The sequence below is a fragment of the Paractinoplanes deccanensis genome (assembly GCF_016862115.1).
Taxonomy (GTDB): Bacteria; Actinomycetota; Actinomycetes; order Mycobacteriales; family Micromonosporaceae; genus Actinoplanes; species Actinoplanes deccanensis.
This window is the reverse complement of record NZ_BOMI01000077.1, coordinates 47214-72067: the sequence shown is the minus strand read 5'-3', so window position 1 is coordinate 72067 and position 24854 is coordinate 47214. Positions and strand designations below refer to the sequence as shown.

Annotated in this window: 26 protein-coding genes and 1 pseudogene; 12 read left to right on the top strand and 15 right to left on the bottom strand. The window is 71.8% G+C overall.

The features are described 5' to 3' along the window. Nucleotides 1-38: 38 nt before the first annotated feature. A pseudogene (locus Ade02nite_RS50595) lies at nucleotides 39-440 on the top strand (PP2C family protein-serine/threonine phosphatase); the annotation flags it as partial. Between the two features lie 87 nt (nucleotides 441-527). On the opposite strand, the gene Ade02nite_RS20275 reads toward Ade02nite_RS50595, so the two are convergent. Continuing rightward, the gene (locus Ade02nite_RS20275) at nucleotides 528-836 is read right to left on the bottom strand and encodes an STAS domain-containing protein (protein WP_239168902.1); all 309 of its coding nucleotides are present in this window, start codon (nucleotides 834-836) and stop codon (nucleotides 528-530) included. 411 nt (nucleotides 837-1247) lie between these two features. Here Ade02nite_RS20275 and Ade02nite_RS20270 point away from each other — a divergent pair, with 411 nt between their 5' ends. Both Ade02nite_RS20270 and Ade02nite_RS20265 read left to right on the top strand, forming a co-directional pair. Further along, a complete protein-coding gene (locus Ade02nite_RS20270; RefSeq protein WP_203765690.1) occupies nucleotides 1248-2438 on the top strand; it encodes an NAD(P)/FAD-dependent oxidoreductase in 1191 nt (396 codons plus the stop codon). After that, the gene (locus Ade02nite_RS20265; RefSeq protein WP_203765688.1) at nucleotides 2431-3330 is read left to right on the top strand and encodes an RNA polymerase sigma-70 factor; all 900 of its coding nucleotides are present in this window, start codon (nucleotides 2431-2433) and stop codon (nucleotides 3328-3330) included. The genes Ade02nite_RS20270 and Ade02nite_RS20265 overlap by 8 nt, the downstream gene beginning before the upstream one ends. A gap of 18 nt (nucleotides 3331-3348) precedes the next feature. Here Ade02nite_RS20265 and Ade02nite_RS20260 read toward each other — a convergent pair whose 3' ends face one another. Next, entirely contained in the window at nucleotides 3349-3753 is a 405-nt protein-coding gene (locus Ade02nite_RS20260; RefSeq protein WP_203765686.1) for a MerR family transcriptional regulator, read from the bottom strand. A gap of 118 nt (nucleotides 3754-3871) precedes the next feature. Between Ade02nite_RS20260 and Ade02nite_RS20255 the strand changes: the two genes are divergently transcribed. After that, nucleotides 3872-4813 carry an alpha/beta hydrolase family protein gene (locus Ade02nite_RS20255; RefSeq protein ID WP_203765684.1) on the top strand — a complete coding sequence of 314 codons (942 nt, stop codon included), beginning with the start codon at nucleotides 3872-3874 and terminating at the stop codon, nucleotides 4811-4813. Between the two features lie 29 nt (nucleotides 4814-4842). On the opposite strand, the gene Ade02nite_RS20250 is transcribed toward Ade02nite_RS20255, so the two are convergent. Further along, entirely contained in the window at nucleotides 4843-5634 is a 792-nt protein-coding gene (locus Ade02nite_RS20250; RefSeq protein ID WP_203765682.1) for an alpha/beta fold hydrolase, read from the bottom strand. Nucleotides 5635-5672: 38 nt separating this feature from the next. Here Ade02nite_RS20250 and Ade02nite_RS20245 point away from each other — a divergent pair, with 38 nt between their 5' ends. Further along, entirely contained in the window at nucleotides 5673-6281 is a 609-nt protein-coding gene (locus Ade02nite_RS20245; RefSeq protein WP_203765680.1) for a TetR/AcrR family transcriptional regulator, read from the top strand. A gap of 31 nt (nucleotides 6282-6312) precedes the next feature. Here Ade02nite_RS20245 and Ade02nite_RS20240 read toward each other — a convergent pair whose 3' ends face one another. Next, nucleotides 6313-8025: a hybrid sensor histidine kinase/response regulator gene (locus Ade02nite_RS20240; protein WP_203765678.1), complete on the bottom strand. Its 1713-nt coding sequence runs from the start codon at nucleotides 8023-8025 to the stop codon at nucleotides 6313-6315. Between the two features lie 6 nt (nucleotides 8026-8031). Further along, on the bottom strand, nucleotides 8032-8787 hold the full coding sequence (locus tag Ade02nite_RS20235) for a response regulator transcription factor (RefSeq protein ID WP_203765675.1): 756 nt from the start codon (nucleotides 8785-8787) through the stop codon (nucleotides 8032-8034). Between the two features lie 48 nt (nucleotides 8788-8835). On the opposite strand from Ade02nite_RS20235, the gene Ade02nite_RS20230 reads away from it, so the two are divergent. Further along, on the top strand, nucleotides 8836-9150 hold the full coding sequence (locus Ade02nite_RS20230; protein WP_203765673.1) for a hypothetical protein: 315 nt from the start codon (nucleotides 8836-8838) through the stop codon (nucleotides 9148-9150). A gap of 67 nt (nucleotides 9151-9217) precedes the next feature. Here Ade02nite_RS20230 and Ade02nite_RS20225 read toward each other — a convergent pair whose 3' ends face one another. Next, the gene (locus tag Ade02nite_RS20225) at nucleotides 9218-10141 is read right to left on the bottom strand and encodes an AraC family transcriptional regulator (RefSeq protein WP_239168907.1); all 924 of its coding nucleotides are present in this window, start codon (nucleotides 10139-10141) and stop codon (nucleotides 9218-9220) included. 250 nt (nucleotides 10142-10391) lie between these two features. Here Ade02nite_RS20225 and Ade02nite_RS20220 point away from each other — a divergent pair, with 250 nt between their 5' ends. Next, nucleotides 10392-11018 (top strand): STAS domain-containing protein, encoded by a 627-nt coding sequence (locus Ade02nite_RS20220; protein ID WP_203765669.1) that lies wholly within the window; start codon nucleotides 10392-10394, stop codon nucleotides 11016-11018. Here the strand turns inward: Ade02nite_RS20220 and Ade02nite_RS20215 are convergent. From Ade02nite_RS20215 to Ade02nite_RS20195, 5 genes are read right to left on the bottom strand one after another with little or no spacing between them, the layout of a single operon-like run. Further along, the gene (locus tag Ade02nite_RS20215; RefSeq protein WP_203765667.1) at nucleotides 10964-11569 is read right to left on the bottom strand and encodes a hypothetical protein; all 606 of its coding nucleotides are present in this window, start codon (nucleotides 11567-11569) and stop codon (nucleotides 10964-10966) included. The genes Ade02nite_RS20220 and Ade02nite_RS20215 overlap by 55 nt on opposite strands. Further along, complete coding sequence (locus tag Ade02nite_RS20210; RefSeq protein ID WP_203765665.1) at nucleotides 11566-12900, bottom strand: hypothetical protein; 1335 nt, start codon at nucleotides 12898-12900, stop codon at nucleotides 11566-11568. The genes Ade02nite_RS20215 and Ade02nite_RS20210 overlap by 4 nt, the downstream gene beginning before the upstream one ends. Then, nucleotides 12897-13697 (bottom strand): ABC transporter ATP-binding protein, encoded by an 801-nt coding sequence (locus Ade02nite_RS20205; protein WP_203765663.1) that lies wholly within the window; start codon nucleotides 13695-13697, stop codon nucleotides 12897-12899. The genes Ade02nite_RS20210 and Ade02nite_RS20205 overlap by 4 nt, the downstream gene beginning before the upstream one ends. Nucleotides 13698-13707: 10 nt before the next feature. Beyond that, on the bottom strand, nucleotides 13708-14508 hold the full coding sequence (locus Ade02nite_RS20200; protein ID WP_203765661.1) for a zf-HC2 domain-containing protein: 801 nt from the start codon (nucleotides 14506-14508) through the stop codon (nucleotides 13708-13710). After that, the gene (locus Ade02nite_RS20195) at nucleotides 14505-15056 is read right to left on the bottom strand and encodes an RNA polymerase sigma factor (protein WP_203765814.1); all 552 of its coding nucleotides are present in this window, start codon (nucleotides 15054-15056) and stop codon (nucleotides 14505-14507) included. Before Ade02nite_RS20195 ends, Ade02nite_RS20200 begins: the two co-directional genes overlap by 4 nt. A 203-nt stretch (nucleotides 15057-15259) precedes the next feature. Between Ade02nite_RS20195 and Ade02nite_RS20190 the strand changes: the two genes are divergently transcribed. Further along, nucleotides 15260-17029: an ANTAR domain-containing protein gene (locus Ade02nite_RS20190; RefSeq protein ID WP_203765654.1), complete on the top strand. Its 1770-nt coding sequence runs from the start codon at nucleotides 15260-15262 to the stop codon at nucleotides 17027-17029. A 60-nt stretch (nucleotides 17030-17089) separates the two neighbouring features. On the opposite strand, the gene Ade02nite_RS20185 is transcribed toward Ade02nite_RS20190, so the two are convergent. From Ade02nite_RS20185 to Ade02nite_RS49395, 3 genes are read right to left on the bottom strand one after another with little or no spacing between them, the layout of a single operon-like run. Further along, complete coding sequence (locus Ade02nite_RS20185) at nucleotides 17090-19855, bottom strand: CARDB domain-containing protein (RefSeq protein WP_239168901.1); 2766 nt, start codon at nucleotides 19853-19855, stop codon at nucleotides 17090-17092. Continuing rightward, a complete protein-coding gene (locus tag Ade02nite_RS49400) occupies nucleotides 19837-20751 on the bottom strand; it encodes an ATP-binding protein (protein WP_239168906.1) in 915 nt (304 codons plus the stop codon). The genes Ade02nite_RS20185 and Ade02nite_RS49400 overlap by 19 nt, the downstream gene beginning before the upstream one ends. Nucleotides 20752-20776: 25 nt before the next feature. Further along, nucleotides 20777-21688: a PAS domain-containing protein gene (locus Ade02nite_RS49395; protein WP_239168900.1), complete on the bottom strand. Its 912-nt coding sequence runs from the start codon at nucleotides 21686-21688 to the stop codon at nucleotides 20777-20779. Nucleotides 21689-21910: 222 nt separating this feature from the next. On the opposite strand from Ade02nite_RS49395, the gene Ade02nite_RS20175 reads away from it, so the two are divergent. After that, nucleotides 21911-22507, top strand: coding sequence for an ABC-2 transporter permease (locus Ade02nite_RS20175; RefSeq protein ID WP_203765650.1), 597 nt, complete (start codon nucleotides 21911-21913; stop codon nucleotides 22505-22507). Here Ade02nite_RS20175 and Ade02nite_RS20170 read toward each other — a convergent pair. Next, nucleotides 22501-22872 carry a hypothetical protein gene (locus tag Ade02nite_RS20170; protein WP_203765648.1) on the bottom strand — a complete coding sequence of 124 codons (372 nt, stop codon included), beginning with the start codon at nucleotides 22870-22872 and terminating at the stop codon, nucleotides 22501-22503. The genes Ade02nite_RS20175 and Ade02nite_RS20170 overlap by 7 nt on opposite strands. Nucleotides 22873-23205: 333 nt before the next feature. Here Ade02nite_RS20170 and Ade02nite_RS20165 point away from each other — a divergent pair, with 333 nt between their 5' ends. From Ade02nite_RS20165 to Ade02nite_RS20155, 3 genes are all read left to right on the top strand, one after another. Beyond that, a complete protein-coding gene (locus tag Ade02nite_RS20165) occupies nucleotides 23206-23775 on the top strand; it encodes a GAF domain-containing protein (RefSeq protein ID WP_203765646.1) in 570 nt (189 codons plus the stop codon). A gap of 133 nt (nucleotides 23776-23908) precedes the next feature. Further along, complete coding sequence (locus Ade02nite_RS20160; protein WP_203765644.1) at nucleotides 23909-24505, top strand: hypothetical protein; 597 nt, start codon at nucleotides 23909-23911, stop codon at nucleotides 24503-24505. 77 nt (nucleotides 24506-24582) lie between these two features. Further along, nucleotides 24583-24846, top strand: coding sequence for a helix-turn-helix domain-containing protein (locus tag Ade02nite_RS20155; RefSeq protein WP_203765642.1), 264 nt, complete (start codon nucleotides 24583-24585; stop codon nucleotides 24844-24846). The last annotated feature ends 8 nt before the right edge of the window (nucleotides 24847-24854 follow it).

The window sequence follows — 24854 nt, the reverse complement described above, 5'->3', positions numbered from 1 at the left end:
GGCCGGGCTTTGGTCAGGCTGGCACACATCCCGCTCGGATCAGCGGACGGCCGCCGCGACGGCGCCGAGGCAGCGACCCTGCTGCCGTTCGACGGCGGCCCTCAGGAGCGGGCGTTACGCACCCAGGTGGTGCAGGTGAGCGCCACCCCGTTCAGCCTGTCCGCCGAAATCCAACGCCGGGCGACGCGATCGCCCGGCACGCCCCGGCCCGCGGCGCCTTCCTCACCGCCGTCCTCGGACGCCTCGACCTCACTACCGGCAGGTGCGAGCTGGTCAACGCCGGCCACGTGCCGCCGATCCTGATCCGCCGAGGTGACCTCGACGAGCTGGCGCTGCCTCGCAACCTCGGCCTCGGCATGTTCCCCGACCGGAAGGTCCGCGCCGGTGAGGTGACGATGGAACCTGGTGATCGCCTGGTCGTCGTCACCGACGGCATGCGCGAACGCAGAGCGGCAACGCCGTACCCATGCGGGCGCCGACGTGTCCGCCGCCACCTCAGCCGACCGCCGCTGACCGCACCGCGGCGCTCACGCCGTCAGCGGCGGCATGTCCGCCTCGGCCGCTTCCACCGTGTCGTAAACGTCCAGCACCTGGTCCACCGCCGCCACCCGCAACACGTACGCGACGATCTCCTGCACCGCGGCGACGCACAACCGGCCGCCTCTGCTCTGCAACTCCTTGAACCAGACCATGAGAAGGCCCAGCCCGCTGGAATCGAGAAACGACACGTCGGCGAAGTCCAGAACCACCTGGACGTTGCCGGCGTCGGCGACCTGCCGAAGGAAGTCGTCCAGCTCCGGCGCGGTGTCCATGTCGAGTTGGCCGCCGGCCTTCACCAGGTGCAGGCTCTACCCGCCCGTCCTGACAACTGAAGATTCACGACAGCCTCCGGAACCGACACGCTTTCACAGACCACCCTGCTGACGACCCGTCACCTCAATAACCCGGCCCCGCGCTTCTCAACCGGTGTGCCGCCCGAGAGCAAGGTCGCTGTCCGGCGCGCGCCATCGGTCGATCAGGCGGGCATCGCCGGTTCAACCGCCGTGACCTCAACACCTGACCGATCCGACGCCGGCGTGCCGGTGGCGGTGGCAGGTCCGGTCGGACGCACACGGCGGTAGTGCGCTGGGCCGCCGATGAGATCCTGCGACGATGCCGACGTGGCCCGTGTGTGACCTGGGCCACGGATGTCACATGAGGATTTTCGCCGGTGTCTTGGGTCCGAACCGCGAGGAGGGAGTCAGGACATGGCGGGAAGCACTCGAGTGGTGGTGATCGGCGGTGGGTTCGCCGGTGTCATGGCGGCCAATCGGCTGACGCAGCGCGACGACGTCGCCGTGACGGTGGTGAATCCGCGGGCCGAGTTCGTGGTGCGGCTTCGCTTGCACCAGCTGGTTGCCGGGACACACGATGCCGTCGTGGAGTACCGGGAGGTGCTGGCCGACGGTGTTCGGCTGGTTGTCGACAGCGTCACGGAGATCGACGCGGCCGGGCGCAGCGTGACGCTGGCCGAGGGCGGCGTGGTGGCGTACGACTATCTGATCTATGCGGTGGGCAGTGGAAGCGCCGAAGGGCTCGTTCCCGGCGCGGCCGAGTTCGCCTATCCGATGGCCACCCTGGAAGCGGCGCGGCGGGTGCGTGCCGTCATCGACGGTCTGCCCGCGGGGGCCGGCGTCACGGTTGTCGGTGCCGGGCCGACCGGCATCGAGACCGCCGCCGAGCTGGCCGAGCAGGGGCATCGGGTGAGCCTGGCCTGCGGGGGTGCGCTCGGCGCGTACCTGCATCCGCGGGCGCGGCGTGCCGCCGCCAAGTCGCTCGCCCGGGTCGGCGTGCGGGTCATCGACGGTCCGGGCAGCAAGGTCACGGAGGTCCTGCGGGACGGCGTACGGCTCGGTGACGGTCGTACGGTGCCTGGTGCGGTCACCATCTGGACGGCGGGTTTCGGGGTGCCGGATCTCGCCGCGCGCAGCGGGCTGGCCACCGACGCCGTCGGGCGCCTGCTCACCGACGAGACGCTGACCAGCGTGAACGACGAGCGTATCGTCGCGGCCGGGGACGCGGTGGCGCCGTCCGGCGTGCCGTACCGGATGAGCGCTTACACCGCCGGGTGTCTGGGCGCGCATGCGGCCGACACGGTGCTGCGCCGCATGGCGAGCTTGCCGCCGGAGCCGATGACCGTGTTCTTCGGTGCCATGTGTGTCGGCCTGGGGCATCACGCCGGCATCTATCAGCTGGCGGGCCGCGACGACACCGCCATCGGGGTGTACGTCGGCGGCCGTCTCGGGGCGAAGCTCAAGGCGCTCACGTACAAGTTCGCCGTCAAGCATCTGGTGAACGAGGCCGGCAAGCCGGGGTCGTACACGTGGCTCGGCAACAACAAGCGGCAGCAACTACTGGCGGAGGCCACGCCCGAGCGGGCGGGAGCGGACAGTGCCTGACCACGTCGTCGACCCGGCGACCGCATCGTTCCTCAGCTACCGCAACCTGCTCTTCACCGTCGCCTACGAGATGCTCGGATCGGCCGCGGACGCGGAGGACGTCCTCCAGGAGACCTGGCTGCGCTGGATCGACGTCGATCTCAGCCAGGTGCGCGACGAGCGGGCCTACCTGGTGCGGATCGTCACCCGGCAGTCGCTCAATCGCATGCGCACCATGAAACGCCGCCGGGAGGCGTACGTCGGCCCGTGGCTGCCCGAGCCGCTGCTGACCACGCCCGACATCGCCGAGGACGTGGAGCTCGCCGACAGCATGTCGATCGCGCTCATGCTCGTCCTCGAGACCCTGTCGCCGACCGAGCGTGCCGTCTTCGTGCTGCGCGAGGTCTTCGCCGTCGACTACGACGACATCGCCGCGGCCATCGGCAGGACCACCACCGCCGTACGCCAGATCGCCCACCGTGCCCGCCGGCACGTCGACGCGCGCCGCCCACGCCAGACCGTCTCCGCCGGCCAGACCCGGGCGGCACTGAAGTCGCTGCAGAGCGCGATCGAGACGGGAGATCCGCAGAGCCTGCTGGACGTGCTCGCTCCCGGAGTCGTCCTGGTCGGCGACGGCGGTGGGGTCAAGCACGCCACGCTGCGACCGGTCACCGGCGCGGACAAGGTGGCTCGCATGTTCCTCGGCGGCCTCGGCAAGGTCCCCGGCACCCTCACGACCCACCCCATCACCATCAACGGCAACCCCGCACTTCTCGTACGCCTGGACGGCGAACTCGACGGCGTGCTCACCGTCCGGGTCGACGGCTCGCTCATCGACGGCCTCTACTACGTCCGCAACCCCGGCAAACTGACCCACGTCACCACCGAAACGCCGCTCACGCTCGGCCGATGAGACCGCAGGCTTCACGACTCATCGGCCGGCAGTTCGCCGTTCGCCAGGCGCGCCGTCGTCGCGGCAGACGGTACCGGTGAGCATGTTGTTGGTCGCGTTGGCGATCACCGCGTCGAGCCGGTCGCGGGTCCGGACGAGGTCGGTGATGCGCTGGTCGATCTGTTCCCGTTCGGCCGTCAACTGTTCCAGCAGCGCCGGGGTGGCGCGACCGTCGACGACGCGTGGCAGCAGGTCGACGATGGTCTTGCTGGTGAGGCCGGCTCGGTAGAGCTGCTGGATCAGCTGGACCCGCTCGGCCGCGCTCTCCGGGTAGCGGCGGTGGCTGCTCGAGCCGCGCGTGGCGGTGAGCAGGTTCTGCTGTTCGTAGTAGCGCAGTGCTCGGACGCTGACGCCGGTGCGGGCGGCCAGTTCGCCGATACGCATCTCGACTCTCCTTCTGAGAGGTGGCTCACTCGGCTTGATTCTGACGTCAATGTCAGGTTCTAGCGTCACCGTAGGCCCGGCAAGCCGGCCTGACCTACGTCTGGGAGAAGCCCCGCACATGATCGCGTACAAGAAGACCGGTCTCACCGGACCCGTTCCCACGGCGGCCGTGTCGGTCAAGCCGATCGTGCTGCCCGCGCCGGAGCGCGGCGAGGATCTGCAGGTACGGGTCTCCGCGCCGGTCACCGGCACCGACCTGCCGGTGGTGGTGTTCGCGCACGGATACGGCTCGAACCTTGACGGCTACGCGCCGCTGGTCGATCACTGGGCGGCGCGCGGTTTCGTGGTGGCTCAGGCCACCCACCTGGACTCGAGGCGCCTCGACGTCGCCGCGGATCCGTCCCGCAAGCCGCACCTCTGGCGGCACCGGGTGCAGGACCTGAAACGCATGCTGGACAACCTCGACGTGCTGGAAGCCTCGGTGCCCGGGTTGGCCGGCCGTGTCGACCATGGCCGGATCGTCGCGGCCGGGCACTCCTTCGGCGGCCAGACCGCCGGCGTCCTCGTGGGGCTGCGCGTGGCGGACCCGGTGACCGGCATCGCGCGGGACCTGTCCGATTCCCGGATCATGGCGAGTGTTCAGCTGGCAACCGCCGGCCGGGGCGGCGATGATCTGACACCGTTCGCCCTCAAGGTCGCACCCTGGCTGCGCGACCAGGACTTCTCGCACATCACCGCGCCCGGCCTTGTCGTCGCCGGTGACAAGGACGAGCTTCCGCTGTCGACCAGGGGCGCGTCCTGGATGACCGACCCGTACACCTTGGCCCGCGGCGACAAGAGCCTGCTGACTGTGTACGGCGGGCAGCACTTCCTCGGCGGCATCTCCGGCTACGACGCGGCGGAGACCACCGACGAGCACCCCGGCCGGGTCGCACTCGTCCAGCAGGTCACCCTCGCCTACCTGCGCCACGTCACCGGCGCCGACCACACCGACTGGCAGGCCGCCCAAGCCGCCCTGAGCGGTGACTCCCACGAGCTCGGCCGCCTCGAATCCAAGTGAGCACCGTGCCAGGGGTCCAGGCCGGCGGATCACGCGGCGAGCCGGTTCACCAGCGTGGCCAGTCGTTGCGGTGCCTGGAGATGCGCCAGGTGACCTTGGCCGGTGAGCTGGTGCACGGTCGCGTGCGGCACGTGGCGGGCGACGTCGTTGAACGACGTTCCGTACGGGGCCCGGTCCTGGTTGAGCTCGCCGACGATCAGATCGACTCGTGCGGCCCGCACGGCGAACCGCTCGGGGGCAAGCGCCTGGTTGATCGCGCGCGTCTCGGCGTAGATCGGCGGGCTCAGGCGTCGCATCTGGGCCCACGCCGCATGGTGGGAGCGCAGCGCGTCCACGGCGGCGGCGTCCATGCCGGTGACCTGCCGCAGCGCGACTTCGACACTGCGGTCGTAGTCGGCGGCGGCGTGTGCCCGGTGCAGGTCCGGCAGGGCGCCGGCGCCGAACGGAGCCATGACCGGCTCGTAGGCGATCAGCTGGGGCACAGCGAGGGTGTTCGTCAGGTGCAGCGCGATCAGCGCCCCGTAGCTCCAGCCGAACAGCGTGCGTACGTCGGTGAATCGGCGCATGACTGCCGCGGCGTCCGCGATCTCGGTCTCGAGCCCGTAGGCGTCGGTCAATGGGCCGGAGGGGTGCCGGCCGCGTCGGTTGACGACGGCGACGCTCTGCCAGCCTTCGAGGTGCTGCGCCACGGCGGCCCAGGCGGCGGCGTCCGCCATGGCGCCAGGGATCAGGACGATCGCCGGCCCGTCCGGATCGCCGTAGACGTCCACGGTCACCCAGCTGCCGTCGACCTCGACATGGTTCTGAATCGATTGCTCCATAACTAGATTCTGGAACGTTTGCTCTAGAATCGTCAACCATGACGACGAGAACCGCAGGACGACCGCGGGAGTTCGACCGGGAGGATGCCCTTCGCCAGGCGGCACACCTGTTCTGGCGTCACGGCTTCTCCGGTACGTCCACGCGGATGCTGACCGCGGTCCTGGGGATCTCCAGCTCCAGCCTGTACGCGGCATTCGGCACCAAGGCCGCGCTGTTCGACGAAGCGGTCCGCACCTACGCGCTGCGCTACAGCGCCATCTACGAACAGGCGGTGGCCGAGCCGACACTGGCGCGCGTGATCGAGCGGCTGCTGATGGACTCGGTGGCCGAGTTCAGCCGGGCCGACGAAGGGCATCCCGGGTGCCTGACCAGCAGCGCGGTGATGGCGGACACGTCGACGACCCTGGACGTTCGGGCTTATGTCGCGCAGCTGCACCGCGCCGACCAAGCGCGCCTGCGAGCTCGGATCGAACAAGCAGTGTCCGACGGTGATCTTCCGACGGGGACGGAGCCGGGACTGCTCGCGGAGTTCGTGCAGACCGTGTGGCACGGGCTTTCGACGCAGGCCGACCTTGGCGCCGGTCGTGCCGAGCTGGTCGGCCTCGCGGGCCTTGCCGTGGCGCTGATCAGCCGGAATGCCGGTTGAGCCCGGCTGGAGCGCGGTCTGCCGGCGCTGATCACCGGCGATCATTCCGGTCGGGTGCGTCAGTGGCCAGCGGCCGGGTCCAGCCGTCGCTCCATTTCTCCAGGAGGCGGTCGAGGTCGTCGAGGTGGAGGGGTTTGGCGAGGTGGGCGTCGAAGCCGGCCGCCTGGGCGCGGTCGCGGTCGCTGTCCTGGCTGAAGCCGGAGACCGCGACGATGCGGGTGTTGCGGTGCGCGGGGCTGCGGCGCAGTCGTCGGGTGATCTCGTATCCGTCCAGGTCGCCGCCGAGGGCGAGGTCGCACAGGATCAGATCGAAGCGGTCGTGCCGGATGGCGGCCAGGCCACCGGCGGCGGTGGTCTCGACCCGGACATCGTCGCCGCGGTGGGTGAGCAGGGCCTGGTAGGTACGGGCGAGGTCGTCGTTGTCGTCGATGATCAGGATCCGGAGCGGCGGTCGTGCCGCGGGCCGTTCCCGGGTCGCGGTGGCTGTGGGGACATGGGTGAGCGGGATGCGCACGGTGAAGCTCGCCCCGCGGCCGGGCCCGTCGCTGCGGGCGGTGACCGTGCCGTCGTGGCGTTCGGCGATACCGCGCACGACGGCCAGGCCGAGACCCAGCCCGCCGGCGCCGCCCGCGCCGGGCACGGCGGTGCGCGCGAAGGCGTCGAACAGCTGGTTCGTGGACTGCGGGTCGAACCCGGCGCCGGTGTCGTGCACCCGCAGCTGCGCCGTGACCGGGTCGGCCGTCAGGTCCACGGTGATGGCGGCGGCGGGGCCGCCGTGGCGATAGGCGTTGTCGAGCAGGTTGGTCAGTAGTTGGGCCAGCCGGACCGGATCGCCGTCGACGACCACCGGTGTGTCGGGGACGGTGCACCGCAACGGGTTGCCGGCGTGGGGATGGGCGGCCACGGCGTCGCGGGCGGCGGCCTGCACGATGGGGCGCAGGTCGGTCGGGCGCCGGTTGACGTAGAGCCGGCCGCCGGCGGCACGGGCGGCGTCGAGCAGGTCGTCGGTCATCCGGGTCAGGGTGGCGGCCTGGCGCCCCAGCACGGCCAACGCCGGGTGGTCGGGCAGGTCGAGGGCGAGCAGGTCCAGGGCGGCGCGCACCGCGGCCAAGGGGTTGCGCAGCTCGTGGGAGAGGGTGGCGATGAACTGGTCCTTGGCCTTCTGCTGGGCGGACAGGGCGGCGCTGGTCGCGGCGAGTTGGGCGTTGAGTTCACGCAACTGGCGGTTGGCGTCCTGGACCTGCCGGGCCCGGGAGAACAGGTCCGCCTCCATCTGCTCCACGCGGGTCTGCAACTGCGCGGCGGCCTGCCGCTGCTCCTGCCGTTCCCGGCGCAGCGTGACGAGGTCGGTGACGTCCTGCACCCGGTGGATGATGAATGCCACCCGGCCCTCGGTGTCCAGCACCGGCGTGTTCACCGGGCTCCAGTACCGCTCGACGAAGCCGCCGGCCGGATCGCGGATGTCGTAGCGCTGCAACGCCATCGCATCCGCAGCGCCGGTGTGCACCACGGTCTGCAGCGAACGCCGCAGGTTGGCCACCCCGTCGGCGTCCGGGTCGGCCGGGTTGTCCGGGAACACCTCGAACATCGGCCGCCCGGCCACCGTGTCCGGGTCGGTCATCGTCGCCTCGGCGTAGGCCCGGTTCACCGTCACGATCACGAAGTCCGCCGTCATGATCAAGTACGGTGACGGGGACGCCTCGAACAGCCGCCGATAGTCCAGCCGGTCGCCGTCGTCGACCATGACCGTCTACACGTCCATCCGGTAGCCGACGCCGCGGACGGTGACGATGCGCGGCAGGTCAAGCCCGGCCGTGGTCAGCTTGCGGCGCAGCCGGTACACATGCTCGGCCACCGTCGCCGATGCCTGCCGGCCCGGCTGGGAGCCCCACACCTGCTCAAGCACCTGCGCGGGGGTGAACACCTGTCGCGGCGCGGCCGCCAGCAGCGCCAGCAGCCCGAACTCCAGGGGCGTCATGGGCAGCGGCTGCCCGTCCACGCGCGCCTCCCGCGACGCCGGGTCCACCGTCAGCCGCCCATGGTGGATCACCCCGTCGGCACCGATCGGATGCGTACGGCGCAGCACCGCCCGGATCCGCGCCGCCAACTCCGGTAACGAGAACGGTTTGACCACGTAGTCGTCCGCGCCCAGCTCCAGTCCGACCACCCGTTCGGTCTCCGCCGCCCATCCCGTCAGGATGATCACGGGAAGGTGCCGGCCGGCTCGCACCCCCCGCAGCAGGTCCAGTCCGTTGCCGTCGGGCAGTCCCAGATCGAGCACGAGCAGGTCCACCGGCTGCGCGCGCAGCAACGCCGCCCCCGCCCGCACGTCGCCGGCCGAGACCACCCCAAACCCGTCGCGGTCCAGATATGCGCTCGCCATCGCGACCAGGTCGGGCTCGTCCTCGATCAACGCCACCACCGGCCGGCCGCTTGGCCAGGCCAGCGGCTCGGCGACCGCTGAACCGTTGACGCCGTGTTGAGCCGGCGGCCGCGGCGCGTCCATGTCGCGACGCTATCACGGAGAAAAGAGCCCACCGACAGGCACGAAACCATGCATGAGCACATCGACGGACACCCACCGGCGCCGCTGTCCGACACCCAGGCCTGCGCCCGCGAGGCGCGCCGGGAGGCCCGCGAGGCCCACCTGCACGCGGTACAGGCCCGCGAGCGAGCCACCGTCACCAGGGCCCGCACCGCCGAGCTACTCGAACGAGCCAAGGCGCGCCTCGCCGCGGCCCACGAGACCCTCGACCAGCACGGTCGTCGCCGCGACGCCGAGCCTGCCCCGAGGACGGCCGCCGTCCCTATCGGACAGATTCCCGCCACCGGTTGGATCGGTAGGCACAGACCAGCAAGAACGCCGTGATCATTCGGTGCCTCCCGGCCGCGTACAGCCGTGGTGGACGAGCGTGACGCCCGGGGTCCAGGGGGGATCAGCTGTGCAAGGTGTCGCTGGGCAACTGGTCGAACGCTTCGCGGTACTGGGTGGCGAACCTGCTCGAGTTGAGGAAGCCCCATCGAGCGGCCACGGCCGTGACCGTGGTGTCCCTGGGCTGGGCGGCGAGCAGTTCGTCGCGGACTCCTTCGAGGCGCAGTCGCCGCAGGTAGGCCATCGGTGTGGTGCCGAGGTGCCGGCGAAAGGCGAGCTGCACGGCACGGACGGACACGCTCGCGGCCTCGGCGATGTCCACCACGGTCAGGTCCCGGGCCGGCGCCTCTTCCATGAACGCGATCGCGCGCCGCACCGTCTCGGGATGCGCGTCGTGCCGGTCCTCGATGGTCGGGTCGGTCAGTGCGGTGTTCGGGAAGGTGGCCAGGGTGACCGCGGCCAAGAACCGGGCCGCGTGGGTGGTGACCAGCAACGGGGAGTCCGAAACGCGGCTGACGGCACGCGTGACACCGTAGGCGTGGCGCCATCGGGCTGCCGCCTGCGCCGAGACAGGGTCGAGGTCCAGCAGCCGTACCGGCTCCCGGGAGCCCGGTGCCGTGGCCGCGACCTGCGCGAGCAGGCCGGGGGTGAAGACAGCGAACTCGGCGTGCAGATGATCGACGGACCCGTGGAAGGACTCGTCCGCCGGGGCGACGAGGAACACGTCGCCCCGGCCACGACGGAAGATTCTCGGGCCGAACTCGTAGGTAGCGGAACCGCCGCGCACCATCCCGATGCACAGGGTCCCCATCGGGGCGGCCCGGTAGGTCAAGGCGAGCCCGAAGGTCGTGTCGTCCATCCGCACGGCGCCGACCTGCGCCTGCTCGATCCGGAAGACGAAGCGCTCGCCGTGGCTGAGCATGGCGACCGACGTGTACTGCTCGCGGACGATGCTGTCGGCCACGTCAGGGTCGCGGGTCTCCAGCACAACGGTCAATCCGGCACTCCCTCCGCGTCCCGGCCGGGCTCGCCCGGCACAAACGGACTGGGTTCGCTTCCGGGGGGTGGGCGTTCGTCTTGAAGAGTAGCTGCTCCGCCGGCCCGGGTGGTCGACTGAGACGGTCGTACGACCCGGGTCGGCTGACCGGTCGCACCGGAGCCGACGACGAGATCCCACGATGGAGCGGTCTGGACATGGCCCGGCGGAAGGTCCCTGACGGCGCTTCTGGAGCGGTCACATGACCCGCCAGTACGGCTTCGATGTTCCGGCCGAAGACCTGCGAATCCATACCGCCGTGCCGGACGGGGCGGGGCAGGCGCGCCTGCACGTCCGGGGTGAGCTCGACTGCGGTACCGCCCACCAGCTGAGCGTGGCGCTCACCGAGGCACTGGCGGTACCCGGAACCGGCGAGGTCGAGATCGATCTTCGTGCGATCACCTTTCTCGACGCGGCCGGCGCACGCTGCCTGTTGACCTGCCGGCAAGCAGCCGACCATGCCGGCGTACGCATGCGGCTGTGCAACCCGGCGCCCGAGGTCATGCGAGTCCTTGCGGCCGTCGGCCTGCTGGACTGTTTCACCTTCTCCGGTGCCGTCCCCGACCACTCCGCGCCACTTGGTGGCCCGGCGGCTCGCAGTCTGTCGACCGGCTACTCCTCCGGTGAGTTCAAAGACCTGCTGACGCGGTCGGAACGGGTGCGCCGCCAGGCACAAGAGACCCGCGCCCGCGCTCGTGAAACCGTCGCCCGCAGCCAGACGATCTGCCAACGAGGCTTCTCAGCAGGGCAAATCCCGGAGGACGGGACCCGGTCTCACCGCTGGGCAGCCTCGGCGGGGGACCGCGGGGCGGGACCACTCGTCGCGTAGGCGGCGAGGCCGGCCACAGCGAGCAGGACGGCCGTCACGGTGGCGGCGGTGTTCGCCGGTGGTTGCGCCTGCCACGTCAGGATCTGCCCGGCGAGCGGCTCCGCCCGGGGGAACAGCACCGCGGCCATCGTCCAGGCCAGCGGCAGGAACCACGCCCGGGCGGTGCCGAGCGTCGCCGCGCCCAGGGCGGTCAGGCCGAGCAGCCCGGCCGCGCCGCGGACCACCAGCTCGGCGGGGCCGAAGCGGGCCCCGGTCGGGAGCGTGAGCAGCAGCAGCGCCGTCACGAGCAGGCCGGCCGCGACCAGGTGTGCCGCCCGGCGCGGCAGCCAGGCGAAGGCGGCGGTGCGCTCCAGCTCGTCGTCGGCGCCGCCGAGGGTGGCGGTCAGGGTGATGACCAGCAGCAGGACGGTCAGGACGGCCATCTGCCAGCCCACGTCGCGGGTGTCGGCGAACGCCGACCCGAGCGACCACATCAGGACGGCGCACGCGACGGCCGCGCCGATCGCCACGGGGACCCGCCGGGAGCGCAGGTAGAGCGCGAGCCACCTCATCCCTTGCCCCCGGTCAGCAGCCCGCCGGAGGCCGTGCAGGTCACGGCGGCCTCGCGCAGCGCCAGCACGCGGGCCTGCGCCTCACCGTCGGACAGTCGCTGGAGGCCCTGCCAGAGCTGTGCCGCCTCGCCGTAGTAGTCCGCCGCGAAGCCGTCGGCGGAGGGCCCGGGCACCGCCGGCTCGCGCCCGATGAGCCAGTGGGCGGCCGCGATCCGCTCCGCCGGGCCGGGAACGGTCTCGCATGTGGGCGGGCCGGCGAACGCGCCGGTCACCACCTCTTCGAGGATCTCCGATCGGTCCGCCAGGTGCCCGTCCATGCCGGATCGCACGCTGAGCAGCACGACGTCGGCACGGAACGCCGGGTAGACGTCCGGCCGCCAGGTCGTGGTGTTCTCGTGCACCTCGGTCGGCGCGCCGGGCAGCCTCGCCAGGAGCTTCAGGCCGTCGCGCGCCGGGCCGGCCAGGTCGTCGAGGATTCCGGAGTGGACCCGGCCGACGCACACGCGAGGAGTGCCGTCGGCGCAGACGAGCTCCTTGGCCACCGGGTCGACGGCGTCCGTGACGATCCTGTTCTGATGCGGCATCACGGCGATCGCCAGGGCGGCCCCCACCGCCACGGGCAGCAGCGCCGCCGTGCGTGCCCGCCACCCCGAGGAGGCGAGCAGCACCACGGCGGCGCCGGCCAGCGCTGCGAGCCAGACGGCCTGGGCGCCGCTGACCCGGGCGGGCACGTCGGCGTACGAGCCCGGCATGTTCATCTCGTAGATCGGCGAGAACACCAGGGCCAGCCAGCCGCGCGGCCGGGTCGCCGCCGGGATGGTCAGCAGCAGTCCGAGGCCGGCCACGGCGAGCGCCGGCGCCACCCCCAGCCACGGCAGCAGGCGGCCGACCGCCAGGCCGAGCCAGACCGCCGCGATCAGCGCCAGCACGCCCACCGCCGTGACGACGAAGACCCGCGCCGGAAGGTACTCGGCGGTCCGGGCGATCCACAGCCCGCCGGCGAGGCCCATCAGCAGGTATCCGCCGGTCACGGCGACCGCCATCGCGCCGATCGTGGGCAGCGCCCGCTGCGCCACCGGGCGCGGGGTGCTGGCGAACAGCTCACCCACCCTGGTGCGGTGCTCGCGCCGGCCCTGCCACGCGCCGGCGGCCAGCGCCAACGGCCACAGCAAGGCCAGGTAGAGCCGTTGCGTCATGGCCAGCTGCATCCATCCGGTGGCGAAGCCCGCCCCGGCGTCGAGAACCAGCAGCAGGGTGCCGACCAGGGCCAGGACCAGCGCGGACCCGAGCGCCGCGGACCGGCGCAGCTCGATGCCGAAGACGCGGCTCACCGGGCGCTCACCGCCCGGTGGCGGCGCAGCAGCGCCGAGTAGCCCCGTTCGGCCGGGCTGTCACCCGGGTCGCCCGCGCCGCCCTGCGCGATCAGATCGTCCGGCGTGCCCTGGTGGACCAGCCGGCCCTCGTTGACCAGCACCACGTCGGTGCAGGCGGCCACCACGTCCTCGACGAGGTGGGTCGAGACCAGCACGCAGCTGTCCGAGCCCAGGTCGCGCAGCAGCTCCCGGAAGTCGAGGCGCTGCTCGGGATCGAGGCCGACGGTGGGCTCGTCGAGCAGCAGCACGGCCGGGTCGTTGACGATGGCCTGCGCGATGCCGGCGCGGCGCAGCATGCCGCCGGAGAGGGTCTTCATCCGGGCGCCGGCCTTGGCCTCCAGCCCGACCCGTTCGATCGCCCGCTGCGTCGCGCCGGGGACCGCGGCCTTCGGCATCTCCTTGAGCCACGCCATGTACTCGACGAACTCGCGCAGCGTGAACCGCGGGTAGAAGCCGAACTGCTGCGGCAGGTAGCCCAGCCTGCGGCGGACCTGCCGCAGGTCGGCACGGCCGTCCACCGGGTCGCCGAGCAACCGCAGCCGCCCGCCGGCCGGTTTCAGCACCGTGGCCAGCGCGCGCATGAGCGTGGTCTTGCCGGCGCCGTTCGGCCCGAGCAGGCCGTGCACGCCGGTGCCCAGGGTCAGGTCGAGCCCGTTGACGGCGAGGTGCCGGCCCGCGCGCACCCGCAGGTCCTCGGCGTGGATGGCCCAGGGGTGCAGGGAGGGGGCCGTCTCGGCCGCACTTACCGTACGCATGTCGGTCCTCTCAGTTGCGGCTGGAAAGCCGGCGGAAGCTTGCGGCCCGGGTCGCGGCGAAGCCGCCCAGGGCGAGGGTGAGCAGCGCCCACCCGAGGGCGCTGCCCGGCCGCAGCACCACCGGCAGGTCGGCGGTGAGCGCGGCCGGCACGATCACGGCCAGCGTCCAGGCGGCGCCGAGGCCGGCGGCGGCGCGGTGCACCCCGGCGTATGCCCCGAGCGCGATCGTGGCGGCGGTGAAGGCCAGGCAGGGCAGCAGCGTCACGGCCAGCGAGACGCCGGTGCGGGTGCTGGCCAGCGCGAGCGCCGGCACGACCACCGCCAGCACCGCGGCCGTCCGCCGCAACAGCATGGCCAGCCCGGCCCGCGGCGTGCCGGCGATCAGCTCCCAGGCCGGGTCGTTCCGGCGGCTCCACGCCATCGCCACCCCGGGCAGCGGCGCCACCGGCGCCAGCAGGGCCACCAGCGACGGGAAGGCCGGCTTCGCCGCCTGGAGCAGGACCGCGCAGCCCAGCAGCGCCACCGTCATGGTGAGCCACGGCACCAGGTGCCAGACCAGCCAGCGGTGGCGGGCCGCCGCCCAGCGCCGCCGCGGGGCGGGTGCCGGTCCGGCGGCGATCCCCTGGTCGACACCGGCGGCGATCCGGTCGAGCAGCACCCGGGTGTCGTCGGTGGCGTAGCCGGCCATCAGCGACCGGCAGTCGGCGCAGCTCTCCAGGTGCACCTCGACCGACCACATGGTGACCTCGTCGAGGTCGGCCGCCCGGTCGGCGTAACGAGCGATCACGGCAAGGCTGGGATGAGTGGTCACGAGAGTGCCTCCCGCAGGGCGATCCGGGCCCGCCGGGCCCGGGACTTCACGGTGTTCTCGGGCACGCCGAGCAGGACGGACGTCTCGCGCACCGAGAATCCGTCGAGCACCATGGCGCGCAGGACCTCACGGGCCTCGGGCGGCAGCTCGAGCAGCGCCTGCTCCAACTCGTGGCCGACCCAGCCCGCCAGCACCTCGTCCTCGGCGGCCGGGGCGACCGTCTCGGCGAGCGGCACGGCCGGCATCTGGCTCTGCCGGGCCCGCCGGCGGAACGCGTCGACCAGGCGGTGCGCGGCGATCGTCCACAGCCAGCCGACCGCGCTGCCCGAGGTGGCCCGGCCGGCGAAGCTGCCCGCGGCCCGCCAGACCGCCAGGTAGGTCTCCTGCATCACGTCCGCGACGACGTCGTCGTCGGCACACCGGCGGCGCAACCGGGTGAGCAGCCACGGCGACGTCCGCCGGTACAGCTCGTCGAAGGCGCGCCGGTCTCCCGCGGCGGTGCGACGGACGAGCTCGTCCTCGTCGGCCGCGTTCAGGCTCCTTCTCACACCCAGCAAGACGACAGTGTGATCGCCTGCGGTGCCGCCGGCGCTGTGACCTGAGTCACTAGCGTGGCGGAGGGTTCGCAGTCACCCGGACGTGTGCCGCATCGGCTGCCGAAAGGTTGTCGAGACCTTCCCGCGGGATGAGAATGGGGGAGGTTGATGACCCAGCCGGCACTTCGCGCAGACGAATCGCGAGGAGATGGCTGGTGTCCAAGTTCTCTGAGCCTGATTGCGGCTGGTCGCGGCGCCGCGAGGGCGACTCCGACGTGATCTCGCTGACCGGCGAGCTCGACCGCGACGCGGCCCCGGAGCTGCGGCAGAAGCTGATGAGCGCCGCCGTGTCCAGCACCGCTGCCACGTTCGTGCTGGACATGTCCGAGCTGACGTTCATCGACGCCGGCGGCGTCGGCGTGGTCCTGACCGTTCATGCCACCGCGGCCTCTCGTGGCCGGCAGTTCCGGGTCGAAGGGCTGCACGGCACACCGAAGAAGGTTTTCGAGATACTCGGGCTGTTGCCCAAGCTGGCGGGCCGGGAGGAGGCCCGCCACGGTGTAGGGGGTGCCCCGGTGACTGATGCTGAGGGACAGGGCGCGGCGCGCGACGCGGTGTCGCCGGGCGAGCGCAAGCGGCGCGCTGACCTGTGGGAGTCCGACGCCGATGAGCGGGAGCGGCTGGCGGACGAGCGGGAACGGCTGGCCGATGAGCGGGAGGCTCTTGCCGACGAACGTGATCGTACGGCCGATCGGCAGGAACTGGCGCTGGCCAGGCGCAGGTCCGAGGTCAGGGCCGGCGCCCGTGCGGACGTCGAGGGGGCGGATGCGGCCGAGGCGGCCGTGCGCAGGGCAGAGGCCGCGGTGCGGCGGGCGGAAGCGGATCTGGAACGCACGCGGCAGGCCGTCGCGCGGGCCAGGGCTCGTGCCGCCCTGCGTCTCGCCGGCGCCGACAGAGCCGCGACAGCCGACCGGGACGCGACGATCGCCGATGGCGAGGAGGCCGCGTGGGCGGCCGATCGGCGTGACTTCGTCGCCGCGCAACGTGACGTCCTGGCCGGCGAACGCGACCACATCGCCGACATGCGCGAGCAGACCGCCGAGCTGCGCGAGCGGCTGGCCGACGAACGTGAACGCGACATGTTGCACCAGGAAGAGCGCATGGACCGGCGTAACCCGGCCGGCCCCCAGCCGCCGGCCGCACGGGAAGATGCGGACCGGCGCGCCGTGGCGCGCGGTCGGATCAGGGCGGCCGGGGTGTGGGGCCCGCAGGAGTACGGGCCGATGCTGTTGGCCAGCTTCGCGCCGCTGGCCCGCCAGTTGTTCGACAACGACGACCTGCCCGCCGCGCTCACGCGGGTGCTCAAGTTCACCGTGGAAGCGGTCGCGGGCTGCGACTGCGCGAGCGTCACGCTGGTCGAGCGTGGCCGCGTGGTCCACGCCGTGACCAGCGGCGCGGACGCCGCCGAGCTCGACGAGATCCAATTCGCGACCGGCATCGGCCCGGCACCCGAGGCGCTGTACGGCGAGGACCCGGTCTATGTGCCGGACCTGGCCGCCGCGCAGCGCTGGCCGGTCGTGGCCGCCACCGCCGCCGAGTTGGGCCTGCGCAGCGCCCTGTGCCTCGGGCTGTACGTCAATCGGACGGCCCAATGGTCGGCGCTCGGCACCTTCACGCTCTACGCGACGACACCCGACGCGTTCAGCGACGACGACCACGACTTCGGGTGCATCCTGGCCGCATACCTGGCGGTTGCCGTCGCCGCGGCACGGCGGCAGGAGGAGGTCGACCGCCGAGAGGCCGCGTTGCATCGCGGGCTGAGCACCCGCGACGTCATCGGGCAGGCCAAGGGGATCCTGATGGAGCGCCGGCGCCTCTCCGCCGGCGAAGCCTTCGACCAGCTGCGCGACGTCTCCCAGCGGCTCAACCGCAAACTGATCGACGTCGCCGAGCACCTCGCGGAGACCGGCGAGATACCGGTGTGACAAGCGGCCGGACCGCGCGATCGCTGGTGCGGGCGTCGCGCGGTCCGGCTCGGTGCGCCCCTACGGGCAGCTGATCCTGGTCTCGACGTTGGTGCAGGTGTCGGTGCCGGCGCCGCCGTTGGCGGTGTCGGTGCCGGGTCCGCCGTCGATCGTGTCGGTGCCGTTCTCGCCGTTGACGGCGTCGTTGCCGTCGCCGCCGTGGACCGTGTCGTTGCCGTCGGCGGCGTAGACCGAGTCGTTGCCGGAACCGGCGTAGACGATGTCGTTGCCCGCGCCGGCGTTGATCAGGTCGTTGCCGCCGAACGCGCAGATGACGTCGTTGCCGCTGGTGCCGGCGAGCACGTTGCCGGCGGCGGTGCCGAGAATGGTGCAGCGGTGCGGGTTGGCGACAGCGGTGGTCGCGGTGGCGCTGTTGTTGGCGGCGACCGGATCCTGCTCGGCGGCGGTGACCGTCGCGACCGCGGTGACCGTGCCGACCGCCAGCGGCTCGACGGTGATGGTGATCGTCTCCGTGCCGGCCTTCGCGAGGTCGCCGACGGCGCAGGTGACCTCGGCCGCGGCGACCGCGCACGTGCCCTGGCTGCTGGTGGCGGCCAGGACGGTGCGGCCGGCGCCGGAGAAAGCGACCCTCGCGACGACGGCGGTGGCCGCTGACGGTCCCTTGTTGGTGACGGTCGCGGTGTAGGTGTAGGTGTCGCCGAGCGCGGCCGGATCGGCGGAGTCCACCAGCGTGACGCCGAGGTCGGCCGACGCGGCGATCGTGGTGGTCTCGGTGGCGGTGTTGTTGCCCGCCACCGGATCCTCCTGGGTGGCGTCGGCCGAGGCGGTCGCCGTGATCGTGCCGGGGGCCTCCGGCTCCAGAGCGACCGTGATGGTGGCGCTCGCATCCTTCTCGAGTGCGCCGATCGGGCAGGTGATCTCGGCGCCGGTGACGGTGCAGTCGCCGCGGCTGCTGGTCGCGGATCGGAGGGCGCGAGCGGCGCCGGAGAGGACCACCTTGCCGGTGACGCCGGTCGCCGTGTTGCGGCCCTTGTTGGTGATCGTGGCCGTGTAGGTGTACTCGTCGCCCACGGCGACCGGGTCGGCCGAGTCGGCGAGCGTCACCTCGAGGTCGGCCGACGCCGTGACCGTGGTGGTCTCGGTGGCGGTGTTGTCGCCGGCTACCGGGTCGGGCTCGGCCGCGTCGGCCGACGCGGCCGCGATGATGGTGCCCGCCGCCTGCGGCTCGACGGTGACGGTGATCGTCGCCGTGGCCGCCTTGGCGAGGGTGCCGATCGGGCACGTGACCTCGGCGCCGGCGATCGTGCAGTCGCCGCGGGTGCTGGTGGCGCCGCGGATGGTGCGGGCCGCCCCGGACAGGGCGAGCTTGCCGGTCACGCCGGTCGCCCGGCTCGGGCCCTTGTTGCCGACCGTGGCGGTGTAGGTGTAGGTGTCGCCGAGCGCGGCCGGGTCCGGCGAGTCGGCCAGCGTCACGCCGAGGTCGGCCGAGGCGACGACCGTGGTGCTCTGGTTGGCGTTGTCGTTGGTGGCGGCCGGGTCCGCCTCGGTGGCGTCGACGGAGGCGTTCGCGGTGATCGTTCCCCCGTCCGCCGGATCGATCGTGACGGTGATCGTCGCCGATGCGTCGTCGGCCAGCGCGCCGACGGCACAGTCGACGCGGTCCGCCGCGACCGCGCAGGTGCCCCGGGTGCTGGTGGCTGACTTGATCTGGTGGGCGGCGCCGGAGAGCCGAACCGTCGCCGTGACGCCGGACGCCGCGTCGGGGCCGTTGTTCGTGACCGTGGCGGTGTAGGTGAACTCCTCGCCGGCGGTGACCGGGTCGGCGGAGTCGGTGATCGTCACGCCGACGTCGGCCGACGGGGGCACGGGCACGGTGGCGACCGCGACCGCGTACGGCAGGGAGAACTCGCTCAGCGTGGCCACGACGGCCTTGGTCGCCACGTTGATCACGTACACCGAGTGGGTGGCGAAGTTGGCCAGGTAGACCAGCGTGTTGTCCGGGGTGAACGCGAGGCTCTCGGTGCCCGGCGGCTGAGCGATGGTGTCCACGATCGTGTTCGTCGTGGTGTCGACGATCGTCACACCGGAGTAGTAGCCGGCGATGTAGAGCCTGCTGCCGTCGGACGTGTAGGCCACGTCGAGGGGAGTGTCGACGGTGATGGTCTTGACCACCGTCCCGGTCGTGGTGTCGACCACCGTCACGGCGCTGTTGTCGCTGCTGGTGACGGCGAGGTACCGCCCGTTCGGCGAGACGGCGATCGCCGTCGGCAGCGCGCCCACGGCGATCGTGTCGGTCACGGCGAGCGTCCCGGGGTGCATCACCAGGACCTTCGCGTCGTTGCGGTCGACGACGTAGAGGGTGCCACCGTCCGGGCTCACCACCAGGTCGCGCACGGCGGAGCCGACCAGCTTCGTGGCGACGCCGTTGGTGGCGGTGTCGATGGCCACCACCGAGTTGGGGTCGGCGGAGGAGGTGAAGACCTTCGACCCGTTCGGCGAGGCGGCGATGTACCGCGGATCGTCCACCGGGATGGTCGCGCTCACAGTGTTGGTCGCGGTGTTGATCCGCGACACGGTGTCGCCGACGCCGTTCGCCACGAAGACGCTCGAACCGTCCGGCGTGACCGTGAGGGCAACCGGCTGATTGCCGACCGGAACGGTGGCCGTGACCGTCTGGGAAGCGGTATCGATCACCTTGACCTGCCGGCGCCCGAGGTCCGTGACGTAGGCGACGGTCTTGGTCGCGGCCTTCGCCGCGACCACCGGTGCCGCGGGCGCGGCCACTATCGCCGTGCCGAGCAGCAGGGTCATCGCCAGCCTCGGCATTTGCCGTGCGGGACGGTCCATTTTGTCGTCTCCCAAGAAATCGCGACAGCCGCTCCGCCTGGAGCCAGCAAAAGGGAGAATAGGCACCAAAATGGACCATCGTGCCGAATACGTGCAGTTTCACCTGGAGTGAGCGTTCTCAGTCGCGGTGCGTCTCGTCCCGAAACGCGCGCGCCCGCTCTACGCCGGTGCGAGGACCTCCCCGACCGCGGCCAGCAGTTCCACAGCGGTGAAGGGCTTCTGCACGATGGGGATCTCGCTGCCGAGCCCGTAGCGCGTGCGGAGCTCGGCGTCGCTGTAGCCGGACATGAAGAGCGCCCCGAGGCCGGGATGCCGGGCCCGCACCGCTCGGCCACGACGGGGCCGGGCTCGCCGCGCAGCACGATGTCGGTGATGAGCAGGGCGACGTCGTCGAGGGCGGGCTCGTCGAGGCCGTCCTCGGTCAGGGCGGTGGTGCGGTAGCCGTCCTCGGCGAGGATGCGTACGACCAGGTCGCGGACGTAGTCGTCGTCCTCGACGACGGCCACGCGCTCACCGTGGCCGTGGTTGGCCCCGCCGCTCGCCGCCGTGGTCGCCGCGGATCCTGTCGGGTCTGCGGCGAGAGGAAGCAGGATCTCGAAGGTCGTGCCGCGGCCGGGTGCCGAGTCGACGCCGATGTGACCGCCGGCGTCGCTGACGATGCCGTACACGGTTGCCAGGCCGAGGCCGGTGCCCTGTTCCGCGGGCTTCGTGGTGAAGAACGGCTCGAAGAGGCGGTCACGCACCTCGGCGGTCATGCCGGTGCCGGTGTCGCTGACCATGAGTCGAGCATATTGTCCGGGTGATACCGGTATTCCCTGATCAGCCGTGATCTCGGCGGCGCTCGTCTCGGCCCCCACCTCGCCGCCGCCGGGCATCGCATCCCGAGCGTTGATCACCAGGTTAAGCAGGATCTGGTCGAGACGACCGCGGTTGGCGCGGACCGGCAACGGGTGCGGGTGCGCGCGGCACTCCAGCCGGATGGTGGCGCCGAGGCTGCGGCTGAGCAGCTCCCCGGAGCTGGCCGAGGCTCTCCAGCCGGGCCGCGCGGGCGGAGCGCTCCGCGGCGATCCTCTCCTCGGCCTCGCGTCGTTTCTGGTCGGTGATGTCGCGTTCGGTGGCCGCCGCGGCGACGATGGCGCCGCGCTCGTCGCGGATCGGTGAGACGGTGACCGAGACCCACCGCTCGGTGCCGTCACGGCACAACCGGCGGCCCTCGTCCACTCGGATCCGCTCGCCCGCCGCCAGGGCGGAGAGCGCCGGCTCGACGGCCTCCTGGCGGTCCGGGGGCATCACCCTGCCGAAGCCGTGGCCGACGATCTCCTCGGCGGTGTAGCCGTAGAGCAGTTCGGCGCCCCGGTTCCACGAGATGACGGTGCCGTCCATGCTCGTCATGATGATCGCGTCGGTGGACTGCTCGGCGATGGCGGCCAGCATCTTGCGCTCCCGCGCCGCGGCGGCGGTGTCCCGGAGCAGTCTTCGGAGGCTGCGAGCGATCACCCAGCTGATCGCTGTCGCGCAGACGATCAGGAACAGGCGCGCGAACTGGTCGGCGGAGCCGAGCAGACCCTGCCAAGTCGAGACGGCGAAGCCGGCCAGGAACGCGTAACCACCGACGGCCAGCACGGCCGGAGGGCGGGCGGAGGCGGCAGCGAGCGCCGGGCCGATCGCCGGCATGCCGAACGTGAGCGCCTGCGGCGGCGCGGCGGCCGACATCGCCGCCAACCCGGTCACCGTCAGCACCGCGATAACGATGTACGCGTACGGCCCACCGCGTGCCCAGGAATAGCGTGCCCAGGAATCTGGTCTCGGCATCCCCATCACGGTGACCTTTCCGCGACGCCGGTGAACGACGCGTCCCCCACTCAGCAAGGTCGAGGGTAGTCGTGACCAGGGACGATGGCCTGGCCGATGACGAATCCGAGCCGGCCGGCCCGACGCGGCGCGCGCGATCGGCCGTACGCGGAAAGGAAATCACCCAGCGGGAGGGAGGCGGTGGCCCTGCCCGGCCCGCAGCCTGGTCTCGGGGGTGCATCCATGGACACGAGTGGGCTCGGGGCGCTGATCGCCGGGGCGGTGCTGTGTTTCGCGGGAGTCCGCTCGCTGAACCTCGCCGTGTTCGGCTCGGGCTTCGCGGTGGGCTGGTTGATCACGGAGCCGTTCGGCGCCACGTTGCTCACCGCGCTGATCGTGGCCGTGGCCGCCGCGGTGGTGGCCCTGGTGCTGGCGCGCGTGGTCTTCCGCGCCGCCCTGTTCTTCGTCGGAGGTCTCGCCGGCGCGGTGATCGGCGCGAAGGTCTTCGGGCTTCTGCAACCCGAGGACGGCAGCGTGGTGCTGCTCGTGCTGTTCGTCGCGGCGACCGGCTTCATCGGCGGACTGGTGACACAGCGATTCCATGCGACCGCGCTGGCCGTCGTGTGCGCCCTCGGCGGCGCGGCCCTGATACTCAGCGGCCTCGCACGGGCGTTCCCGGAGGCGCTCGGGTTCCTGCGCGATCCCGGTGGCGACTGGGAGGCGGTGCTGACCACGGCCATCTGGATCGTGCTCGCGGCGCTCGGCTGGTCCGTGCAGCGCGGCTCCGGCAGGGGTGGCCTGCGGCCCGCCGGACCGCAGACCAGACCGACCCCTCAGTAGTACGCGATACCGCTCCAGTAGTTGTCGGTGCCGCTCGTGCTCTTGCGGGACCAGATGTAGAAGTTCACCGGGCCCGAGCTGTTCGCCATGATGTAGGCGGAGGTGTCACCCTCGTTCCAGCACCTCTGCGAGCCGATCGTGGCGCCGTTGTCGGCCCTGCGGAACTCGACACACAGGTAGCCGCTGGTGCCGTTCAGGACCTTCAACTTGATTACGCTGGTGTCGGTCTTGTGGCGCAGTACCTGGCCCTTGTACCAGACGCCGTCGTTCGGGACTGTGGCACTGACGTTGTTGTTCTGGGCGGCCTGAGCGGCCCCAGCCGGTGCGATCGCGACGGTCACGGCGACGACGGCTGCGGCGAGCACAGCTGACACACGACGGCGGACGGACACGATGGTGCCTCCTCGGATCGGTTGCGGTTCTGACCCGTCCGAGTGGATCAGCCCGCTGACCATCCGGACACTGGCCGGACCGCATCCGCACTGTTCGGAACGGCGCCGATCACCCCGCACGGCAGTGGGCGGCGTGAACCCGTCAAGCGCTACCCGAGAAGGCCGGTGGCACTTCGTTTGCGGGCGCCTCGCCGTTCGCTTCAGGTGCTGTCGGGGCCGTCGCCGAGCCTGCGATCCTGACGAAGAAGTAGCTGACCCGGACCACGATCAATCGCCGGCGACGGCTTCGGTCGTGGAGGTCGCCCAATGAACGAGACGCAACGACAGCAGACGGCACCGGCGGCCTGGATCCCGGCGCGTCCGGACGCCTCAGTGGCCGACGACTTCCTGGCCCTCGCCGACCGGGTGGTCGTGGAGGTAGCGATTTTGCTTGCCGCTCGGACCGTCGGTGGTGCCGCCGCGTGTGACCTGCAGATCTACGATTCCGGCACCGGCGGCCTGCGCATCGCCCGGCACAAGGGCTTCACCCCGGAGTCCCTGGACTACTTCGCCGCCGTCGATCCGAGCGTGCCCTCGGCGTGCGGCACCGCCCTGGTCACCCGCCACTGCGTCCTGATCGACGACGTCGCCGCCAGCCCGATCTTCCGCGGCCGGCCGACTCTCGACGTGATGCTGGCCGTCGGCTCGCGAGCCGTGCACTCCTATCCCCTGCATGACAGCGGCGGCACGCTGCTCGGCATGCTGTCGTTGCACTACCCGATTGCGGAGCCGCACGCAGCTCAGGAACAACTCGCCTGGGCCGCCGGCCTGGCGCTCGCCGAGGTTCTTCCGCGGGGCGTCCCGCGACCGGATGCGGTCTCGGCCGGCCGTCGGTGATCTCGCCGATCAGCAGGTGGTCCAGCGGATCGATCGGGTGAACGAGCTTGCGGGCGACCGTCCGCATCGCTTCCGGCGGCCGTCAGGGCTACCGTCGGGGGAGGTGACTCATCCGGCAGGAGTTGACCACCTGATGAGCTCGCTACGTTTCGAAAGCACGGATCTGGGTGAGACCGAGGAGTTCCTCAGCCTGGCCTACACCAAGATGAGCCTCGGAGGGCATGCCGAGCACGCCCGCGCCGAGGTCATCCGCGAGGCCGCCGGGTCGCTGAACGTCGACGAGTTGTTCTTCAACTTCGATATGGCCCATGACGCGCAGGCGCCGATGGGCAAAGTGTGCCTGTGCAGCGTGCGCAGTGGCGGCATCGTCCGCCGATACGCGGACGGCGAGGAGGGCACCTTCGCCGCCGGGGACGTGCTGATGTACGCGCCGGACGACCGGGCCTATGCCGGCGTCATCAAGGGCGCGCGGTACGACGTGCTGATGTTCGATCCCCGGCTGCTCGACCAGGTGGCCGCCACGCAACCCGGCCGCCGGCCGGACCGGGTCCGGCTGACCGGGGATCGGCCGGTCTCCTCGGCCGCCGCCCAGCAGCTGCGCGGCGTCATCGCCCACCTGCGCGATCACGTCCTGACCGACCCGGTGTCCCAGAGCTCACCCTTGATCGTCTCCACCGCCTCCCAGCTGGCCGCGGCCGTCGACTGCACGTCTTCCCCAACAACGCGCTGACCCTGCCCACCGCCGAGGACCACCACGACGCGCACCCGGCCACCTACATCGACGCCCACGCCGGCGAGCCGATCACCATGGCCGACATCGCCGCCGCGGCGGGCACCACCGGCCGCGCCGTACAGACCGCGTTCCGCCGTCACCGCGACACCACCCCCATGGCCTACCTGCGCCAAGTCCGGCTCGACGGCGCCCACCGCGACCTGCGAGCCGCCGACCCCACGACAGGCGCCACCGTCACCGCAATCGCCGCACGCTGGGGATTCCGCGGTACGGCCCGGTTCACCAGCCTCTATCGGCAGCGGTACGGCACGTCACCGCAGCACACCCTGGGCAGCTGACACCTCGA

Bases quoted from the DNA above. Each gene is read 5' to 3' on its own strand.
- Ade02nite_RS20165 (WP_203765646.1), top strand. From the start codon at position 23,206: ATGAACGAGACGCAACGACAGCAGACGGCACCGGCGGCCTGGATCCCG.
- Ade02nite_RS20205 (WP_203765663.1), bottom strand. From the start codon at position 13,697: ATGCGTACGGTAAGTGCGGCCGAGACGGCCCCCTCCCTGCACCCCTGG.
- Ade02nite_RS20260 (WP_203765686.1), bottom strand. From the start codon at position 3,753: ATGCGTATCGGCGAACTGGCCGCCCGCACCGGCGTCAGCGTCCGAGCA.
- Ade02nite_RS20235 (WP_203765675.1), bottom strand. From the start codon at position 8,787: ATGGACGCGCCGCGGCCGCCGGCTCAACACGGCGTCAACGGTTCAGCG.
- Ade02nite_RS20215 (WP_203765667.1), bottom strand. From the start codon at position 11,569: ATGAGGTGGCTCGCGCTCTACCTGCGCTCCCGGCGGGTCCCCGTGGCG.
- Ade02nite_RS20255 (WP_203765684.1), top strand. From the start codon at position 3,872: ATGATCGCGTACAAGAAGACCGGTCTCACCGGACCCGTTCCCACGGCG.
- Ade02nite_RS20175 (WP_203765650.1), top strand. From the start codon at position 21,911: ATGGACACGAGTGGGCTCGGGGCGCTGATCGCCGGGGCGGTGCTGTGT.
- Ade02nite_RS20240 (WP_203765678.1), bottom strand. From the start codon at position 8,025: ATGGTCGACGACGGCGACCGGCTGGACTATCGGCGGCTGTTCGAGGCG.
- Ade02nite_RS20250 (WP_203765682.1), bottom strand. From the start codon at position 5,634: ATGGAGCAATCGATTCAGAACCATGTCGAGGTCGACGGCAGCTGGGTG.
- Ade02nite_RS20155 (WP_203765642.1), top strand. From the start codon at position 24,583: ATGGCCGACATCGCCGCCGCGGCGGGCACCACCGGCCGCGCCGTACAG.
- Ade02nite_RS20220 (WP_203765669.1), top strand. From the start codon at position 10,392: ATGACCCGCCAGTACGGCTTCGATGTTCCGGCCGAAGACCTGCGAATC.
- Ade02nite_RS49395 (WP_239168900.1), bottom strand. From the start codon at position 21,688: ATGCCGAGACCAGATTCCTGGGCACGCTATTCCTGGGCACGCGGTGGG.
- Ade02nite_RS20185 (WP_239168901.1), bottom strand. From the start codon at position 19,855: ATGCCGAGGCTGGCGATGACCCTGCTGCTCGGCACGGCGATAGTGGCC.
- Ade02nite_RS20245 (WP_203765680.1), top strand. From the start codon at position 5,673: ATGACGACGAGAACCGCAGGACGACCGCGGGAGTTCGACCGGGAGGAT.
- Ade02nite_RS49400 (WP_239168906.1), bottom strand. From the start codon at position 20,751: ATGCCCGGCGGCGGCGAGGTGGGGGCCGAGACGAGCGCCGCCGAGATC.
- Ade02nite_RS20270 (WP_203765690.1), top strand. From the start codon at position 1,248: ATGGCGGGAAGCACTCGAGTGGTGGTGATCGGCGGTGGGTTCGCCGGT.
- Ade02nite_RS20160 (WP_203765644.1), top strand. From the start codon at position 23,909: ATGAGCTCGCTACGTTTCGAAAGCACGGATCTGGGTGAGACCGAGGAG.
- Ade02nite_RS20230 (WP_203765673.1), top strand. From the start codon at position 8,836: ATGCATGAGCACATCGACGGACACCCACCGGCGCCGCTGTCCGACACC.